Annotated in this window: 16 protein-coding genes, 5 tRNA genes, 1 riboswitch and 1 other annotated feature; of the genes, 1 reads left to right on the top strand and 20 read right to left on the bottom strand. The window is 38.4% G+C overall.

Annotated features, from left to right (window positions below):
* Positions 1–42: 42 nt before the first annotated feature.
* Positions 43–1,203: a DUF3798 domain-containing protein gene (locus tag Gferi_RS04115; protein WP_069974380.1), complete on the bottom strand. Its 1,161-nt coding sequence runs from the start codon at positions 1,201–1,203 to the stop codon at positions 43–45.
* A 325-nt stretch (positions 1,204–1,528) separates the two neighbouring features.
* Positions 1,529–2,926 (bottom strand): dipeptidase PepV, encoded by a 1,398-nt coding sequence (gene pepV / locus Gferi_RS04125; protein ID WP_069974382.1) that lies wholly within the window; start codon positions 2,924–2,926, stop codon positions 1,529–1,531.
* Between the two features lie 146 nt (positions 2,927–3,072).
* Here pepV and ftsH point away from each other — a divergent pair, with 146 nt between their 5' ends.
* The gene (gene ftsH, locus Gferi_RS04130) at positions 3,073–4,641 is read left to right on the top strand and encodes an ATP-dependent zinc metalloprotease FtsH (RefSeq protein ID WP_069974383.1); all 1,569 of its coding nucleotides are present in this window, start codon (positions 3,073–3,075) and stop codon (positions 4,639–4,641) included.
* A gap of 45 nt (positions 4,642–4,686) precedes the next feature.
* On the opposite strand, the gene thrS is transcribed toward ftsH, so the two are convergent.
* From thrS to Gferi_RS04220, 18 genes are all read right to left on the bottom strand, one after another.
* Positions 4,687–6,600: a threonine--tRNA ligase gene (gene thrS, locus Gferi_RS04135; RefSeq protein WP_207645796.1), complete on the bottom strand. Its 1,914-nt coding sequence runs from the start codon at positions 6,598–6,600 to the stop codon at positions 4,687–4,689.
* An 85-nt stretch (positions 6,601–6,685) separates the two neighbouring features.
* Positions 6,686–6,901, bottom strand: a binding site (T-box leader).
* An 82-nt stretch (positions 6,902–6,983) separates the two neighbouring features.
* A complete protein-coding gene (locus tag Gferi_RS04140) occupies positions 6,984–7,586 on the bottom strand; it encodes a DUF445 domain-containing protein (RefSeq protein ID WP_069974384.1) in 603 nt (200 codons plus the stop codon).
* 135 nt (positions 7,587–7,721) lie between these two features.
* A complete protein-coding gene (ytxC, locus tag Gferi_RS04145; protein WP_069974385.1) occupies positions 7,722–8,633 on the bottom strand; it encodes a putative sporulation protein YtxC in 912 nt (303 codons plus the stop codon).
* 93 nt (positions 8,634–8,726) lie between these two features.
* On the bottom strand, positions 8,727–9,479 hold the full coding sequence (locus tag Gferi_RS04150) for a DUF6873 family GME fold protein (RefSeq protein WP_083273361.1): 753 nt from the start codon (positions 9,477–9,479) through the stop codon (positions 8,727–8,729).
* A gap of 85 nt (positions 9,480–9,564) precedes the next feature.
* Positions 9,565–9,639, bottom strand: a tRNA-Cys gene (locus Gferi_RS04155).
* A gap of 4 nt (positions 9,640–9,643) precedes the next feature.
* Positions 9,644–9,718: transfer RNA gene (locus tag Gferi_RS04160), tRNA-Gly, on the bottom strand.
* Positions 9,719–9,735: 17 nt separating this feature from the next.
* A tRNA-Phe gene (locus Gferi_RS04165) sits at positions 9,736–9,811 on the bottom strand.
* Between the two features lie 4 nt (positions 9,812–9,815).
* Positions 9,816–9,892 (bottom strand) — tRNA-Asp (locus Gferi_RS04170).
* A gap of 7 nt (positions 9,893–9,899) precedes the next feature.
* Positions 9,900–9,975: transfer RNA gene (locus tag Gferi_RS04175), tRNA-Val, on the bottom strand.
* A gap of 141 nt (positions 9,976–10,116) precedes the next feature.
* Positions 10,117–11,001: an Hsp33 family molecular chaperone HslO gene (hslO, locus tag Gferi_RS04180; protein ID WP_069974386.1), complete on the bottom strand. Its 885-nt coding sequence runs from the start codon at positions 10,999–11,001 to the stop codon at positions 10,117–10,119.
* Between the two features lie 149 nt (positions 11,002–11,150).
* Positions 11,151–11,351 carry a cold-shock protein gene (locus Gferi_RS04185; protein ID WP_069974387.1) on the bottom strand — a complete coding sequence of 67 codons (201 nt, stop codon included), beginning with the start codon at positions 11,349–11,351 and terminating at the stop codon, positions 11,151–11,153.
* Between the two features lie 110 nt (positions 11,352–11,461).
* Positions 11,462–12,202, bottom strand: coding sequence for a class I SAM-dependent DNA methyltransferase (locus Gferi_RS04190; RefSeq protein ID WP_236932690.1), 741 nt, complete (start codon positions 12,200–12,202; stop codon positions 11,462–11,464).
* Between the two features lie 12 nt (positions 12,203–12,214).
* Positions 12,215–12,955: an SIR2 family NAD-dependent protein deacylase gene (locus Gferi_RS04195; protein ID WP_069974388.1), complete on the bottom strand. Its 741-nt coding sequence runs from the start codon at positions 12,953–12,955 to the stop codon at positions 12,215–12,217.
* Between the two features lie 43 nt (positions 12,956–12,998).
* The gene (locus Gferi_RS04200; protein ID WP_069974389.1) at positions 12,999–13,691 is read right to left on the bottom strand and encodes an SOS response-associated peptidase; all 693 of its coding nucleotides are present in this window, start codon (positions 13,689–13,691) and stop codon (positions 12,999–13,001) included.
* Positions 13,692–13,772: 81 nt separating this feature from the next.
* On the bottom strand, positions 13,773–13,985 hold the full coding sequence (locus tag Gferi_RS04205) for a small, acid-soluble spore protein, alpha/beta type (protein WP_069974390.1): 213 nt from the start codon (positions 13,983–13,985) through the stop codon (positions 13,773–13,775).
* A 59-nt stretch (positions 13,986–14,044) separates the two neighbouring features.
* Positions 14,045–14,578 carry a mismatch-specific DNA-glycosylase gene (locus tag Gferi_RS04210; protein WP_069974391.1) on the bottom strand — a complete coding sequence of 178 codons (534 nt, stop codon included), beginning with the start codon at positions 14,576–14,578 and terminating at the stop codon, positions 14,045–14,047.
* 232 nt (positions 14,579–14,810) lie between these two features.
* Positions 14,811–15,761, bottom strand: coding sequence for a type II CAAX endopeptidase family protein (locus tag Gferi_RS04215; protein WP_169832962.1), 951 nt, complete (start codon positions 15,759–15,761; stop codon positions 14,811–14,813).
* Positions 15,762–15,774: 13 nt separating this feature from the next.
* Positions 15,775–16,971, bottom strand: coding sequence for a M20 metallopeptidase family protein (locus tag Gferi_RS04220; protein WP_083273363.1), 1,197 nt, complete (start codon positions 16,969–16,971; stop codon positions 15,775–15,777).
* A 255-nt stretch (positions 16,972–17,226) separates the two neighbouring features.
* A riboswitch (Lysine riboswitch) is annotated at positions 17,227–17,419 on the top strand.
* The last annotated feature ends 123 nt before the right edge of the window (positions 17,420–17,542 follow it).

Consider the following 17,542-nt stretch of genomic DNA (forward strand, 5'->3'; position numbering starts at 1 on the left):
ATAAATAAGGTTGCTGCCTAAACAGCAACCTTATAGGCTTTACTAGAATGTAATGTAGTCAGAAAGAACCATGAAGTAGTTCTTTGTTTCAGCACCGGTTGCCTCATCCTTATATGTAGTAATCGTCATAGGTGCTTTTGCATATTCAGTGAAGGCTTTTTCTAATTGTGCTGCGTCAACTCTGTCTGTGAAGTTGCCTTCCAAGTATGCCTTCGCATATTCGGCTCCAGCTTCAACAAACATCATATTTACTGGTACAGGCCATGTTGAGAATCTGCCGGTACCACCTTTTTCAGCAAGTTTTGTTGTAATTTGTTCAACAAGATAACCAATATTTCCAGCTTTATCTTCAGGAATTTCGATTCCCAATGCTCCTGGATATCCATGGTATGGACTTGGACAGCATTGCTGCGGATATAATGCACCTTGTTCTAATACAGACCTGATCAATGGCTCTTGCATTGAACAGTTTGTGCTAAAGAAAGCCGTTTCTTTTCCTAACTCAGTAACTTTTCTAGGCACATCTTCAAGAATAAATTGTTGTGCACCGGATACACCAGCATCTGATGTTGGATCTGGAGCTGTTGCATCAACAAATTTGATATCTAGCTCTGCACACTTCTCTTTGAAAAGCTCTCTTCTCATTGCAAGAAGCTGATAAGACATGTGTCTTGGGAAGGAGTAGTGTACGAAAGTATTGGCACCCATCTTCTTCGCCTGCTCAATAACTGCATAACCCATACCTAGTTCATCAGCCTGCAGTACTACATCTGCCTTCGATGAGATCATATCTGGGTCTTCTTGTGGAGAGCCTACGATGAATAATAAGTCAGATCTTATCTCTCTGGATCTATCAATTGCTGCAGAGATCCCTGGAACTGCCTGGCAAACAACAATGGCTTTTACTTCTGGATCAGAAGCCATACTCATAATGTTTGCAATCGTTGTTTCCTGTTCTTTCATGAAGCTATCCGGATAAGTTTGCAGAACAATCATGTCACCATATTTTGCTTTTACGTTTTCAGCCGCACGATACTCTTCTTCATTTTGAGATACAGTACCGGTCATGATTCCGATTTTAAAACTTTCTTCTGCCGGAGCAGGATCTTGGGCAGCAGGTTGATCAGCTGGTTTTGAACCACAAGCAGCTAAACTCAACATCATCATTACTGCCAGCATTATTGCTAAACTTCTTTTTAGCACTTTAATTCCCCCCATTTAATTTATATTTTTTATTTAAAGAAAGAGACAGCTTTTCTTTTTTTATGCTTCCCCTTCTATAAACATCTCTTGCTCTATGCATATGCCAAGCACTGCCTATTTCATGCAAACAAATCCTTATTTTCATGAAATATTACAGTTAGATTACATATGAAGAATATTATTCTATATTGTCCATAAAAATCCTTCAATATTGTTATAACTTTTTTAATTTTTTTTATATTCATTAATTTATGTATATTAAAAATAGTGATGGTATCGCTTTCCTTATATGGAAATAAGAGAGGGGACATTTCTGCCCCCCCTCTTATTTAGCCAGCTCGTATAAAGCTTGTGCATAGATATTGGTAATTTTCATCAAATGGCCGATAGCGATATACTCATCTTTCTGATGAGCAAGTTCCGGTTGTCCCGGAAACAGAGGACCGAAAGCTACTGCATTTTCCATCGCTCTCGCGTAGGTTCCCCCACCGATCGTGATGGGCTCTGCCTGATCTCCTGTGATCTCCCGATACACTTTCATCAAACGTTGTACCAACTCATGATCCTTCGGCATATAAATCGGTTTCATATGATCCAGTTCACAGATTTCAACACCACTTTCTCCAAGGACTTCCTTCATCCCTTCATAAATAGCATCTAAGTGATAGGTGATGGGATATCGAATATTTACCGTTACACGCACTGATTGCTCTGTAAAATCAATCACTCCAACATTAAAGACCAGCTTTCCGGAAGCATCATCTTCAAAACCACAACCTATGGATTCTCCATTGAACTCCATACCAATTTTATCTGCATAGAGTTTCACAAATTTACTGCCCTCACCGTTCTGTAATTGAAGCCGGCTCAAAAAGACCAATAGTTGTGAAATCGCATTTTTCCCTTGTTCCGGTGTACTTCCATGAGCTGAAATACCATAGGATTTGACAGTGATAATATTATTTTTTTCCGTAATTTCCATACTATAGCCTGTATTGCTTAAGGTTTTTGCCAGATTCTCCCGAACCTCTTCCAATTCTTCTTCAGCACATATTAATTGTGCTTCACAGTAATCCGGTACCATATTTGCACGATTTCCACCCTTGATAGATTTGATTTTCAGCCCATTATCAAAGCTATCCCCTCTCAGTTCTTTCACCAAATCAAAAATTACAATTCCTTTTTCGCCATGGATTACAGGGAATTCGGCATCTGGTGTAAATGCACAGCTAGGTGCCTTTTCTTTTTCGAAATAATGCTTCATACAGCCCCATCCACTCTCTTCATCGGTGCCAAAAATAATACGGATTTTTTTATTGATGTCCAGATTCAAATCCTTAATCGCCTTCATCGCATAGAGCGCTGCAATGGCAGGGCCCTTGTCATCAATTGCACCTCTTGCATATATTTTTCCGTCATGAATTTCTGCACTATAGGGCGGAAAGGACCAATTCGTACCTTCCGGTACCACATCCAAATGTACAAGAACACCAATAATTTCTTCGCCGCTTCCAAACTCAGCATGTCCGGCATAGCCATCAAAATTTTTTGTTTCAAATCCAAAATCCTTAGCAAGCCTTAAAGCATATTGAAGTGCTTCATTAATTCCGTTTCCAAAGGGTTTTCCCTTTTCCGCCTTCTCCTTCACGCTCTTAATTCGCAAAATTTCTTGAGTTGATTGTATGATTTCATGCTCCATAGATAAAATTTTTTGTTCCAACATCTTATCAGTCCTCCCTTATTTTTCTTCTACATAGACTTATTCCATATTAAAAATTTTTTTCCTTTCAAGCAATATTTATTATTTATATTTTTATCTCTTTGGGCAAACTAAAAACAAACGGAAGAGAAAGAAGGTGATGAAGTATTTTGAAAAAGAAGAAAATTGTGCTGGCAGCACTCTATATCAGTATCTTTGCTACGATTGCACTGACATTAGGTTCCTACGCTGGAAGCCCCATCTTAGGTAGGCTTGGCAGTCTTACCAGGCTGACGCTTATCTTTGCTAGTACCAGCCTGTTTCTCTACTATATGCGCATGAATCAATCTCCAGAGTTGGAACCTGCCCATATAAAAAATGAAAAAAAGGAGAAGGATGACAAGAAAAACAATCGGACAGACCGGCCTTCAACACGCTTTGTCGATGTGGCTGGGCTTGAAGAAGTAAAGGAAGAACTGGTGGAGATTATTGACTTTATCAATAATCCGGAAAAATATCATTCCATGGGTGCAAAAATTCCAAAAGGCATTCTATTTTATGGACCTCCGGGTACTGGAAAAACTTTATTAGCACAAGCAATCGCCGGAGAAACAGATTCAGCTTTTTTTCCAGCCAGTGGTTCCGAATTTGTTGAAAAATATGTAGGTGTCGGTGCAAAAAGAGTAAGGACCCTATTCGAAAAGGCAAAAAAAGAGGCTCCTAGTGTTATTTTTATCGACGAAATTGATGCAATTGGTGCAAAAAGGACTACAGAGAGTAATAATGAAAAGGACCAGACACTCAATCAGCTGTTGATTGAAATGGATGGCTTTAGTTCATCTCAAACGGTTATCGTAGTCGGCGCTACCAATCGATTAGATTTATTAGATGAAGCGCTATTGCGACCTGGAAGATTTGACCGCCATATGTTTATTGGAAATCCAGACGTCCGTGCACGAGAAGAGATTTTTAAAGTGCATATAAAAAATAAACCCATTGATGCCAAGGTGGATATTAAGAACTTGGCTAAGAGAACCCATGGCATGTCGGGAGCTCATCTTTCTAACATTGCAAATGAAGCAGCTATTCTAGCGGTAAGAAACAATAAAAAACAAATTGGAATTGATGAATTTAACCAAGCCATAGAAAAGGTTATTGCCGGTCTGCAAAAGAAAAATGCAGTAATCTTGGAGAAAGAAAAGAAAACAGTATCTTACCATGAAGCAGGGCATGCATTAGTTGGTAAGATTTTGAATACAGATTTGGTAACCAAAATTTCAATCATTCCCAGAGGAGAGGCATTGGGGTATGTCATGTATGCCCCCGAAGAAGACAGATATCTCATTACAAAAGAAGAACTCTACAATAAGATTAAAGTACTCTTAGGCGGCAGAGCAGCCGAAGAAATTATCTTCGGTGAAGTCTCTACAGGTGCTAAGGATGATTTAAAAAAAGCAAATAATCTAGCTTATCAGATGGTCTGTGAATACGGTATGAGCAATTTAGGCAACCGGGTTTTCGAACCATCTATCATCAAAAGCTGTTATGGGATGATTGATACAGAGATAAAAAATATTATTGATGCTTGTTACAGCGATTCACTGAAGCATCTTAAGGATCAGTCAGATCTGCTTCATGAAGTAGCGCAAGCTTTATTAGAAAAAGAAACAATGACCGGAGATGAATTAGACACCATCATGCAAGCCTATCATCAAAAAAATTATAGTATCGCCACATGAAAAGAGTCGTTTATAGCTTATATAAACGACTCTTTTTTATTAACTTTACAAAGACTTATTTTTTACTTCTTCCAATACAGTTTCCATAAAGCTTTTAAGATTCTGAGCGCCTAATTCTCCCCGATCTCTCGATCTTACAGAAACCATTCCTGTTTCCATCTCTTTTTCACCGATGATCACCATATATGGAACCTTCTCCATCTGTGCCTCACGAATCTTATATCCAATTTTTTCATTTCTGTCATCTAATTCCACACGAATATCTGCATCCGCTATCTCTGCCATGAGCTTTTCAGCATAAGGCTTATACTTATCGGCAATTGGCAGCAGCTTTACTTGAACCGGTGCCAGCCAGGTTGGGAATTTTCCTGCAAAATGCTCTACCAGGATACCGATAAACCTTTCAATACTTCCAAAAATAACCCTATGGATCATAACTGGCTGATGCTTTTCTCCATCACTGCCAATATAGCTTAGATCAAAGCGTTGAGGCATCTGGAAATCTAATTGGATCGTACCGCACTGCCATGTCCTTCCGATACAATCCTCTAGATGAAAATCAATTTTCGGACCGTAGAAAGCACCATCTCCTTCATTTAGCTTATATGGAAGATTCTTTTCTTGTAACGCATCCTTCAATGCCCCGATGGCTAAATTCCATTCTTCATCTGTGCCCATAGATTTTTCTGGTCTTGTTGAAAGTTCTATATGATATTTAAAGCCAAAGATGCTATAGACATAGTCAACAAAATCAATTACACCTTTGATTTCATCTTTTATTTGGTTAGGCAGCATAAAGATATGTGCATCATCCTGTGTAAAACATCTCACACGCATCAAACCATGCAGTGCTCCAGATAATTCATGTCTATGCACCAATCCCAATTCTGCCATACGAATAGGAAGATCTCTATAGCTGTGCATCTTTCTCCTGTAAACCAACATAGATCCTGGACAATTCATAGGCTTTACTGCATAATCACCCTCATCAATCTTCGTAAAATACATATTATCCTTGTAGTGATCCCAGTGTCCGGAGGTATGCCAAAGCTGTTCATTTAAGATAATCGGGGTTTTTATCTCTGTATACCCTCTCTTTACATGGGCTTTTCTCCAGAAGTCTTCCAATATGTTTCGAATCATCATTCCTTTAGGATGGAAGAAAGGAAACCCCGGTCCCTCATCTTGAATGCTGAACAAATCCAGTTCTTTTCCGATCTTTCGATGGTCCCTCTTTTTTGCTTCTTCTAAACGATGGAGATATTCCTCTAACATTTTTTGTTTTGGGAAAGATGTACCATAGATTCTTTGAAGCATTTTATTTTTCTCGTCACCACGCCAGTAGGCTCCGGCAACACTTAGTAATTTGATTGCTTTTACAAGTTTTGTACTTGGCAAGTGGGGTCCTGCGCATAAATCAACAAAATCTCCTTGTTTATAAAAAGAGATAACTGCGTCCTCTGGGAGATCTTGGATTAATTCTACCTTGTAGGATTCTCCTTTATCTTTCATTAATTCAATGGCTTGATCTCTTGGCAGTTCAAATCTTTCAATCTCTAAATTTTCCTGAACGATCTTCTCCATCTCTTTTTCAATTTTTTCTAAGTCCTCTTGCGTAAATCGATGTTCAGAATCTATATCATAGTAAAAGCCATTATCGATAGATGGGCCAATAGCCAGCTTTGATCCCGGATATAGACGCTGTACTGCTTGGGCAAGAATATGAGAACTGGTATGTCTAAATACATGAGGGCCTTGTTCATCCTCAAACTTTAATATACTCACCTCTGCATCTTCATTTACAGGATATTTTAAATCTACAACAATTCCGTTGACTTCTCCCCCAACGGCTTCCTTTGCAAGTCTCGAACTAATGGCTTCTGCCATTGCCATGATTGTAGTACCCTTTGGAAATTCTTTAACAGAACCATCTTTCAGAGTAATTTTAATTTGTTCCATTTGAACTCCTCCTATCTCTTCAAAATTATGTTAAGCAGGTTTACACACATAAAAAAGTAAAAAACTCTCATCCCTATGCTGTTAGCAAAGGGACGAGAGTTAGCTCCCGCGGTTCCACCCTAATTGATTCAATCCACTTATTGACAGTAACGTTGCCAACCCGTAAATCTTTTTGCCATTAGACTACTCAGATTCAACTCAGAGGGGGTTTTCCTATATCCATATCAAAGAATGCTTGCAGCCTGGGCATCCTATCTCTACTGACTGGGTCTATCCTACTCTTCCTCTTCACCGTTTTAATATATATCATTGTTTTTTTATTATAAGAATATTTTCACATTCTGTCAAGATTTTATTCAGTAAATTATAGATGTCCAATATTTTTAAAACGCTAGAATCACAATACCCTGAACCAATCCGATTACAAAACCGATCACGCCCCCTAATACCTCAATATGTTTTAATTCTTTTTGCGCGATAGCAAGAATAATATACTCGAGCTGGTCCATTTGGAAATTATTTACTTTTTCTTCGATAATATCTGCAATTTTTACAGTACTGGTAGCTTTATGTATCATGTTTTCTATTAACTCTGTAATTGCGATCTCTGCTTCCTTATCAATAATATCATCAATGTAATCGAGAATCATTGATTTAATCGAGCTGGGTATAAATGTAGGCAGCTTCTGCTCTGCCACTTTTTTCACACGCCTTTTTATGGTAAAAATAATTTCACTTTTATTTTCGTTTTGAATAAACTTATCTATGATTTCTTCAATGGATATCAATTCTTTTTCTACAATCTCTCCAATACTTCTCGCTATCTCTGATTTTCTTTTTGGAATCAATCCCTGAATCTTAAAATGCACAACTGGGATCTCTATCGGCTCTAGGGGCCGAAAAATCAGTTTAATTGCCAATATATTGGTTGTCCATCCAATAATCGCTCCAATAGATGCTAAAATAAGTAATTTAACCCATACCAAGTTTTTTCACCTCTATTTAGTGTATCCCATTCTTAGTCTCAGCGGGAACCTCAAAAAGTATACCATACCTCACGATCAAATTCAATGTGCTTACCAACAGAAAAATCCTTTTATGAAGAAAGAGTAGAGACAACTCTACTCTTTCTTTGCACGCTGCACAAGGGTACATAATTGACAACCATTACAAATATACACACGGTTTGAAAAAACATTTTTTATTGTTTCAATAATCTCCTTATTTTTTACCTTTCCTGCAAAGTGTATCACAATTTTTTTTGGCGCCAATGTAATCAGTGAAGAAATCAATAAATCATCATAACTGATGTCCTTATCTGCCATTTCCGTAGCTAAATCATCAAGATATTCACTATTAATCATTCGATTTACATGATCATACAAAACGTACTTTCCATCTTCACTAATCAATACGTTGGCTGTATCAATTTTAGCTTCCTGAATATCTACAAAGTAGCGAAGCAATCGTATGAATTCATCATACTCTTTTTCCATCAGGAATTCTTCTACTGCTTTGTCAATGCCTTCCTCCAGCTCATAGAGATAGGTTTTCAGCCGGAATCTTACAAACCCATCCATATGGATTGTTTGATTTTCTTTGAGAAAATCCATAATTTGATGTAGTATTTTGGCTTTTCTACTAATCTTGTAAGTAATCCCATCATGATATCGGATTTCTTCGCTGTCCAATACACCGTCCACATGTTTTAATATGGATTGCTTCTCCTGTGGCGTGAAATAATAATAATGGTCTGTAAGTATTTTATGAATGAGTTTAGATTCCATATCATAGACAATTATATCGGAAAAAGCATTTGCCATATAATGCTTAAATATATTTTTAAAGTCTTCTTTGCTATAGGTCGTTAGGCTCGATTCTAGTAATTGATAGGTTACAATTATATTTTTTCCCTGGATTTCTTCTCGTTTTTTAATGACAATGCCTTCTTTTTCAAAGGCTGTAATTTCCTTTTTCAATCGTTCTTCAATATAACTTGAATGGTCTTTTAGTATAACGGTAAGTAGATTCACCCTATTCACTCCTTTCTACCCTATCAGTAGTATATGTGTAATAAGAAGTGATATTCAAAACAAGAGATTACATTTATTGTTTATACTGCCATTTCAATTAAGAGGTATAATTGAACCAAAATCTCTTAGCATTTCGTCTCCTAAAAAAATCGGTTCTATATGATACGCCGCAAGAAAATCAGTAATTCTTCTACTGTCAGGATGTTTATAAATGCTTCCATAAAAAGCCAGTTTGTTATTACCAACAAACCCTGTACTTCCTCCAATAAACCCATATTCCATATCCGGTAAAACTATGTATCCGGGAGTTATCAGTAACACTTCTACACCTAACTTTTCTACGGCTTTGGCTATACCCCTATCAGCTGTTATGACTGCTTGATCTGTTATGGCACAGACAGCACATTTTGAATATCCTTGTTTTATATGGATTAGTGGTATTTCATATTCTTGTAGTAAGTTGCTAAGAACTGGATCAGTAAATTTCGTATGATGCAAGGCAAAGTTAGAAATTCTTGCTACATTATATGCGATATTGTCAGGATAGTTCCTTGAAAGCACCTTTTCCCCAGGAATTACATTGTATCCCAGAGGCCCCAACGCTCTCTCCATATATGTAAATACATTGGGTGCCACAACAAAATCCTTTTTTGTGACAGGATGAAGCAAAATGTCCGGATGTCCGGCAATTTGCGGGTACAAATCCCTACAACAGGGAGTTTTTACTATATGTATACCCATCTCCGCAAAATTATTCATTGTCTCCTTAGATATTCTTCCATCTACAATAACATGTGAAACTTTTTCTTTAGAAATAAAGGGGTTTAAAGAAACTTTAGCCATCATAAACCATCCACCTCATCTATTGGCATATTATATGCAAAAAAGACCCTAAGAGTAGGATCTTTGTAACGATATTTATGTATAAAATTGGAGGCGGCACCCAGATTTGAACTGGGGAATAAAGGTTTTGCAGACCTCTGCCTTACCACTTGGCTATGCCGCCCTATTGGAGCGGAAGACGGGATTCGAACCCGCGACCCTCGCCTTGGCAAGGCGATGCTCTACCCCTGAGCCACTTCCGCTAATATTTCTTATGTAATGGTGCCCAGAGGCGGAATCGAACCACCGACACGGGGATTTTCAGTCCCCTGCTCTACCGACTGAGCTATCTGGGCAATATGGCGACCCGGAAGGGGCTCGAACCCTCGACCTCCAGCGTGACAGGCTGGCATTCTAACCAACTGAACTACCGGGCCATTTTAATGGTGGTCGCAATAGGGATCGAACCTATGACCCCCTGCTTGTAAGGCAGGTGCTCTCCCAGCTGAGCTATGCGACCACACCATAAAACTGACAAAATATATAATACTACATTTATTCAAATTAGTCAATGCTGCTTTTAGGCAAAACCCGGCAGTTTATCAATTTATTATAAAGTTTTCTCCATTTTTTGCTGTTTCATTTATATTTTCTAGCATCTCTATCTCCGTGCACTCTGATAAAGCCTTTCTAAATGGGGCTTATCAAAATGATATTTGGTATTGCAAAAGTGGCAGGTCAGTTCTGCCTCACCATCTTCTTCAATGATTTCACTTAAATCCTTTTCTCCTATACTCAACAAAGCCTTTTCCAATCTTTCGGTAGAACAATCACATACTAGTTCCACTTCTTTCTTCTCTAAAATTTCTACAGAAAACCCTTGCAATATATGTTCTAAAATTTCTTCCCCTGTCATTTCTCTATCAATTAAACTGGATATGGACTCAAGATTCTGCAGCCTTTTTTCAAGTTTTTGAATGACTTCCTCCGAAGCTCCCGGTAATAGTTGAATGATAAAGCCTCCTGCAGATTTAACTGTTCTGTCTCTATCCACCAAAACCCCTAAGGCTACTGCTGAGGGTTGTTGCTCTGAATTCGCAAAATAAGCAGTAAAATCTTCAGCGATTTCACCTGAAATCAGCGCAGATTGTCCTACATAAGGCTCCTTTAAGCCTAAATCTTTAATAACAACCATATTACCCTCAGTGCCAACAGCACCCCCTACATCCAACTTCCCATCAGCTCTAAGGGGTAACTCTACATAAGGGTTGGATATATATCCTTTTACATGTCCCCGCTCATCAGCTACTGCTAATATCTGTTTTGCAGGCCCGTTTCCTTTGATTTGAACAGAAATCTTGCTATCCTTTCCCTTCAACATAAGTCCCATCATCACCGTAGCAGTTAGAGTTCGCCCTAGTGCAGCTGTAGCAACTGGTGTAGTATCATGAATTTGTCTAGCCTTTTCTACCAATCCTGTTGTAATTCCTACAAAAGCACGTATACTGCTGTCTGCGCCTACTGCTCTGATCACATAATCTTTCATTTTCTACCTCCTACTAAAGCGTATACAAATATAGTATGGTTTGAAACCTGCCTTAATAAACCTTCCATTAAAATATACCTTAAGGAAGTTCATAATAAAAGCCCTGATTCTATCAGGGCTTACGTCGCTACGGACTCATCAAAACGAATTTATAGTTTTACTACGTTTGTAGCTTGAGGTCCTTTGTCACCTTTAACTACCTCGAACTCAACTGCTTGACCTTCTTCAAGAGATTTATATCCCTCAGTGTTGATTGCTGAGAAGTGAACAAAAACATCTTCTCCATTTTCTCTTGAGATAAAACCGTAACCCTTTTCATTGTTAAACCACTTTACTGTACCTTTTTCCATTAAAGCATCCTCCTAACTATTCATCCAAATGGTTCCTACGTTTTTACAAATTTAGTTTATCATAGCTATATTTTCCTGTCAAACCTTAATCTGTGTATACTCTCTCACAATTATTTTTGACATACAAAGTACAGCCGTTCACTGTTCTTCTTAGGTTTATTAAAAGAAAAAGCGTCGAAAACATCTGTCCTTTTAAATCCTATCTGCTTGACAAAACTCAAAACCTCATCCTCCCGATAAGCTTTTTGACTATGACTCTCTTCGTGTTTTCTATAGAGATCCTTCTCCTTCATAAAAATCGTCAGATCGAAGTCACAGATTTGTCTGTTCTCATCGAAATAATTCTCCCAGATGTAGGATACCTCCTCGTAATTTTCCGCAAATGTATTCTGTCCTAAAACATGGGACAGCTTATACTGTGAGCTGATATCAAATATAAAGAGTCCATCCTTTTTTAGATGCTGATACACGGCTCGAAATACTTCCATTAAGTCCATTTCATCGATAATATAGTTAATCCCATCACAGATACACAAAATTGCATCTAACTCTGTAGGCAGCAATAATTCTCGAATGTCTTGGTTTAAATAGATTACCTCAACACCTATAGATGCGGCCTTTTCTTGTGCAATCTGCAGCATATCCTCTGAAAGATCTACTCCTATAAGATTATATCGACGCTGTGCCAAACGATTTGTTATATTTCCGGTGCCACAGGCTAAGTCAGCAATATTTACAGGAGATGCTTTATATTTTTGAAAAATCTCTTCAATATAATCTGTCCATCCATCATAGTCTACATCTTGCATCAATCTGTCATATACGTAAGCAAAACCGCTGTAGTTTTCCAAGTGTATTCCCCTCTATTCTTTCTTTAATGTCTCATAGATTTTCATCAGGGTTTCTCCTGCTTTTTGATGAATAATCAAATCCCCCCGATAATCGTAAGCTGTTGAACCTAGATTTATGATCATCAGCTTTTTGCATAGATACGCTAAATAATTGACAGGTCCAACTTCTAAACTGGAGCCGATTACAATCAGTAAATCATGCTTACCGACCGCATCCATCGCCATATCAAAACATGGCGGCAGGGAATCTCCGAACATTACTACATTGGGTCGTACAATCCCGCCACAGTTATTACAGCGTGGTGGGATCTCTTTATCTTCTACTTTTTGCGCCATCCTGTCTATAGGCATCTCTTCTTTACAATTCAGACAGCTTCCACTTCGGACATGTCCATGGACTTCATATACCTTCTTCGATCCCGCCTTCTGATGAAGATTGTCGATGTTTTGGGTAACAATCAAATCTATGATACCCTCTTCCTCCATCTTTGCGAGAATAATATGCGCAATATTCGGAACTGCATCCTTCATAGCGGTAAGTATTTTAAATCCTTGACGATAAAACTTTTCCGGATGATTGAATAGGACTTTTGTAGAAAGAGCCTCCATTGGATCTATTTGCTCCCACAATCCGGTTCCAGGGCTTCGAAAGTCTGGAATACCACTCTCTGTAGAAATACCAGCGCCCGTCAATACCATAATTCCTTTACTTTCTCTTATGTATTCTACTGCCTTTTGAATTTGAGCATCCATTTACATACCTCCATTCACGAACAACCGATACAAACATATTCCCTTATAGGTCAAACCTTAATTGAACACTCTCTTCGACTGGGTCTAAAAGTGTTGCAAAATCATTTCTCACAGAGTTAACGGCCTCCGAAACCCTTTGTTTTTCTAGTCTTTCTCCTTCATAAGGTTTTAGTAAATTGCTTAACCGTTTTATATCCTGTATATTTTCATCTAACCATAAGTTCTCTTCATCAGGCTCCAGCAGCACAGCCATCCGGTGGTGATAGGGTTTTATGGTTTCATTTGGTTCTGTCGTAATGATCGTAAAGGAATAGGTGTTTTCTCCCGTTTCAGACCTCCATATATCCCATAAGCCTGCCATAGATAAGATCGGTCTGTTAGGCACATAAAAACGATAAGGTATTCTTTTACTCTCAGCTTTATTCCATTCATAAAAACCGCTGGCAGGTACAATACATCGGCGTTTTTTAAAGGCTTCACGGAAACTCGGCTTTTCAGATAATGTTTCAGATCGGGCATTGATCATTTTTTGCCCTACCCCCAAATCTTTTGACCAAGAAGGAACCAGTCCCCATCGAAACAGCTTCAATATTCTCTTCTCCCCGCCTAAAATTACAGGTGCATACTGGGTAGGTGCAATGTTATACCGTGGAACATAGTCAATATCCGTACTCTCTATCCCATACCATTCCATCAAATCCCGCAATTTCGCTGCAAGATAATACCTTCCACACACGAAAAACCCTCCTATCTATCCTCACTATATTTATTATATATGATCACATAAAAAGAGGATAGAAAAAATCTATCCCTCTTTTTACGCTTGCGTACTTTGGCCTTTTTTCATTTGTTTCTTTTTTACAGTAATCAATCCGCCAATTCTCCCTGTTTCCTTAGCAGTCAGTCCGCCCCATCCTGCTTGCTTGACTTTATTTAATAATCCCAATTCTTCAGCAATTTCATACTTCCATACGTCTTCAATCGTTTCGATTTTCTGTTTCTTATTCTTTGCACTATTTTTCTTGGACATTTTTACCCCTCCCCTCACCTGTATTATGGGTAAGGGGTAACCTTTTTATACTATTTCTATTATATCTCTTTTAATAATTTTAATAATTCTTTAAAACAAGTGATTTGCTCTTCCATCGGCTTGCTGTTTAATCCGCTGGTAGAGGAACACACATAATCCCTGACCCCTCCTACTACTGAATTTTGTTGCAATCCCGTTACAACATCCTTTCTATTGGAAAATTTTTTATAAACACCTATTCCCACGTAGCAGACAATTTTCGGTTTATATTTCAATATCAGCTGCTTTAAATGTTCTCTCCCTATATCATATTCTTCGTCACGAATTTCTTCAGCATTCCGTGTTTCCCGGTCCACAATATTGGTAGATCCATATCTATAATCCAGCAGTTTCCTATCTTCCTGCGGCTTAAGCTGTACAGGTGTCAGTCCAGATTCGTAAAGAAAGCGCCAAAAACGGTTGCTTTTTCCTGCATAGTGATGTCTTTGTGCCGCTGACTGCAGTCCTGGATTAAAGCCAACAAAAAGTATGTCTAAATTTTCAGCGATAATATCCGGCAGCGGTTTTTCATTTGTTTGTTTCTCTAGATCCATAGGTATACCCCTTTTACAAAAGATGCATTATAGCATAAGCTTGTACAAATACAAATCTTTCTATACTTTTTAAATTTATGTAACTTTTTATTTAATTGATTGATTCATCCAACAAAAAATGGTACGCTTATTTTGGTTGTAAAACTATGATTTTCCCACTCCGCCTTTAATATTAACGTATTAATATTAAAGACAATTTAGCGCCTCTGTCTGATAAACAAAGGCGCTTTTTTTATTTAACCATGCCCATCTGCAGAATTTGAAGATATCCAATGTAAGCAAAGAGCAGTAATGTCAAAATTACCGGTATAAAGGCAAAAAAGGAAACTTTCGACTTTGACACGGGTTCCTCCACATGTCCTTGCGTTCTCCCTTCCGTTTCTCTGATGATAACTCTTAACAAAAGGTAAGCCAGTAAACCTGACACGGTCGCCCATACTCCCACTAAAAAAGTGGCTCCAATCAACTGCAAGGTTCCCGGCAACGCCTCTTGAATAGGGTCAACAGGCTGATCCATCAGTCTTTCATTGGCAACATTTGCGATATATCCTAGAGTAACTGCCACACCATTATTGGTGATATGGCCTAATATTCCTGCAAAAATAGAATCCGTTCGATAGACTAAATAACCAAAGATTAACCCTAATACAATAGGCCCTAAAAGATTTTGCAGATTAAAATGGAAAACACCGAAGAGCACAGAGGAAATAACAATTGCATTGGCTATTCCTAATCCCTCGTAACCTCTTAGGATTAGACCTCTAAAGTATACTTCCTCGCAAATTCCTGCTGAAACGGAAATGACAAGCATCAATATAAAGTATTCCCGGAAATTCTCTGCAGTAGGAATAGGTGGCTGAATAATCTCACCAAAAGTGCTTAACAAAGTCATTCCCACTAAATTGAAAAACAGTGCAACGGGATAACTTAAAATGGTAATAAAAATCACCATCACTGCATGCTTTAACCGAAGGGCGTTTAACCTTAATACCCGTTTGAAGCTGTCACCCTTCAACTTAATATAGATCAGTGGCGGAAGCAGGACCAAAACATATTCAGTAAATAGTAAACCTTTTAAAACATCTTTTTCTTGATAAGCAGCTCCAAGGCTAATCAGCAATAAAGCTGTTAACAAATATACTATGTTAATGCCGCGAATGCCTATCCCCTTATTCCTTGTCAAATTATCCACTCCTTTACCCAGCAAAAATTTCCGCATCTGGTTCTGGAGCCACCACCCCCACATGTCTTAAATATTGAATATATACCTGCAAGCCGGTCATTAGAGTTTCTTCAGGATACTGGAATAAACAATTATGCAATGGATAGATGCAGTTTAGTTTTTCATTTTTCACGCCCAAGAAGAAAAACAATCCCGGAATTTCTTTTTGAAAGTATGAAAAATCTTCTGCAATCATTTGGGGTGCAATAACGTCCACGTGCTCCTTTCCCACAGCTTCAACAAAATCCTCAAATAGTTTCTCATCATTTGTTACTGCAGGATACATGTCCCGAAATACTAATTCTATAGAACACTCATAAGCTGTTTCAATGCCTTGAATAATCAGCTTCATTCTTCTTTTGATATTTTCAAAAACCTCTTCTCTAAAAGCTCTGACGGTTCCTTCCAGATGCACTTCGCCAGCAATAATATTTCTTCTTTCTCCACCCCACATCTTCCCAATGGTTACAATAGCCCCTTCCATAGGATCTATGCTTCTGCTGACAATAGACTGGAAGCTGCTTACCAAGGTAGCAGCCGCTACAATAGCATCTTTTGCCATATGTGGAATCGCTCCGTGACCACTTCTTCCCTTTATCAAAATATCGAATTCACCTGCCTGTGCCATCATCGGTCCTGGCCTTGCAGCAACACGGCCTGCATCAACCTCAGGGAACACATGCAGACCTAGTATTTTATCGATATGAAACTGTTCTAATACACCTGCCTGAATCATAGGCTCTGCACCACCAGGTCCTTCTTCTGCCGGCTGGAATAAAAAAACAATATTCTGCTTGAGATTTTTTCTGTGCTCTACTAGGTATTTTGCAAGTCCCAGCAAAATCGTCATATGTGCATCATGTCCGCAAGCATGCATCATTCCAGAATGCTTTGATGCGTAAGGCAAATTGGTTTTCTCCTCTACAGAAAGTGCATCCATATCTGCCCGAAAGGCAATAGTCTCCTTGTTTTCACTCCCTCTTAGCAAGCCTATTACACCAGTCTGTGCAATGCCAGAATAAACTTCCACACCGATGCTTTTTAATTTTTCGATAATATAGGCGCTGGTTTTGTATTCCTCAAAGCCGCTTTCAGGGATTTGGTGCAAGTCTCTGGCTATTTTACGCAGTTCTTCCCCTAATGCAGCAATATTCCGTTCAATCGAAATCATATTCATTCCACCTCTTGTATATTGTTATAATCATTATAAAACTATTGTATCCTTTTTCATTTAGCCTGGGAAGAAAAAATATTTCCCACCTTTTCTCAAATTTACTTTTTTATCGCATATTCCAATCCTTTAGCTCATGCTGCAAGGTTGAAGTATGCGATAGAATTTTGCAAAAACTATCCTTATTTTGGTTGACACAACTAATCTCTTGTGTTAAGATACATTAAACTGAATAGATATTACTCAACTAATTTGTTGTGTTTTAGAGGCTGCGATGGGCAAATAGTACATTGAAATAGGCTAGGGAGCCGCATGATGTTCAATGGAAAGGTGCAATCGCCGAAGCGCTGACCTGCTCCCTACGGATCAGTTGCTGGGACCGTGTTGAATAAACATGGGACTGTCATCGGTAAATCACCCACTTTACCGATGGAGTGCTACTTCACACAGGGTGAAAGTTGTATTCTATTGGCGTTTCTTTGAACGGCTGGGAGTACCCTTTTACTCTTATGCCGTTTTTATTTATATTGATACTGCTTTCATTATCCGGTGAAGTATGGTGTGCCTCTTG

Origin of the sequence: Geosporobacter ferrireducens, assembly GCF_001750685.1 — a bacterium.
GTDB lineage: Bacteria > Bacillota > Clostridia > Peptostreptococcales > Thermotaleaceae > Geosporobacter > Geosporobacter ferrireducens.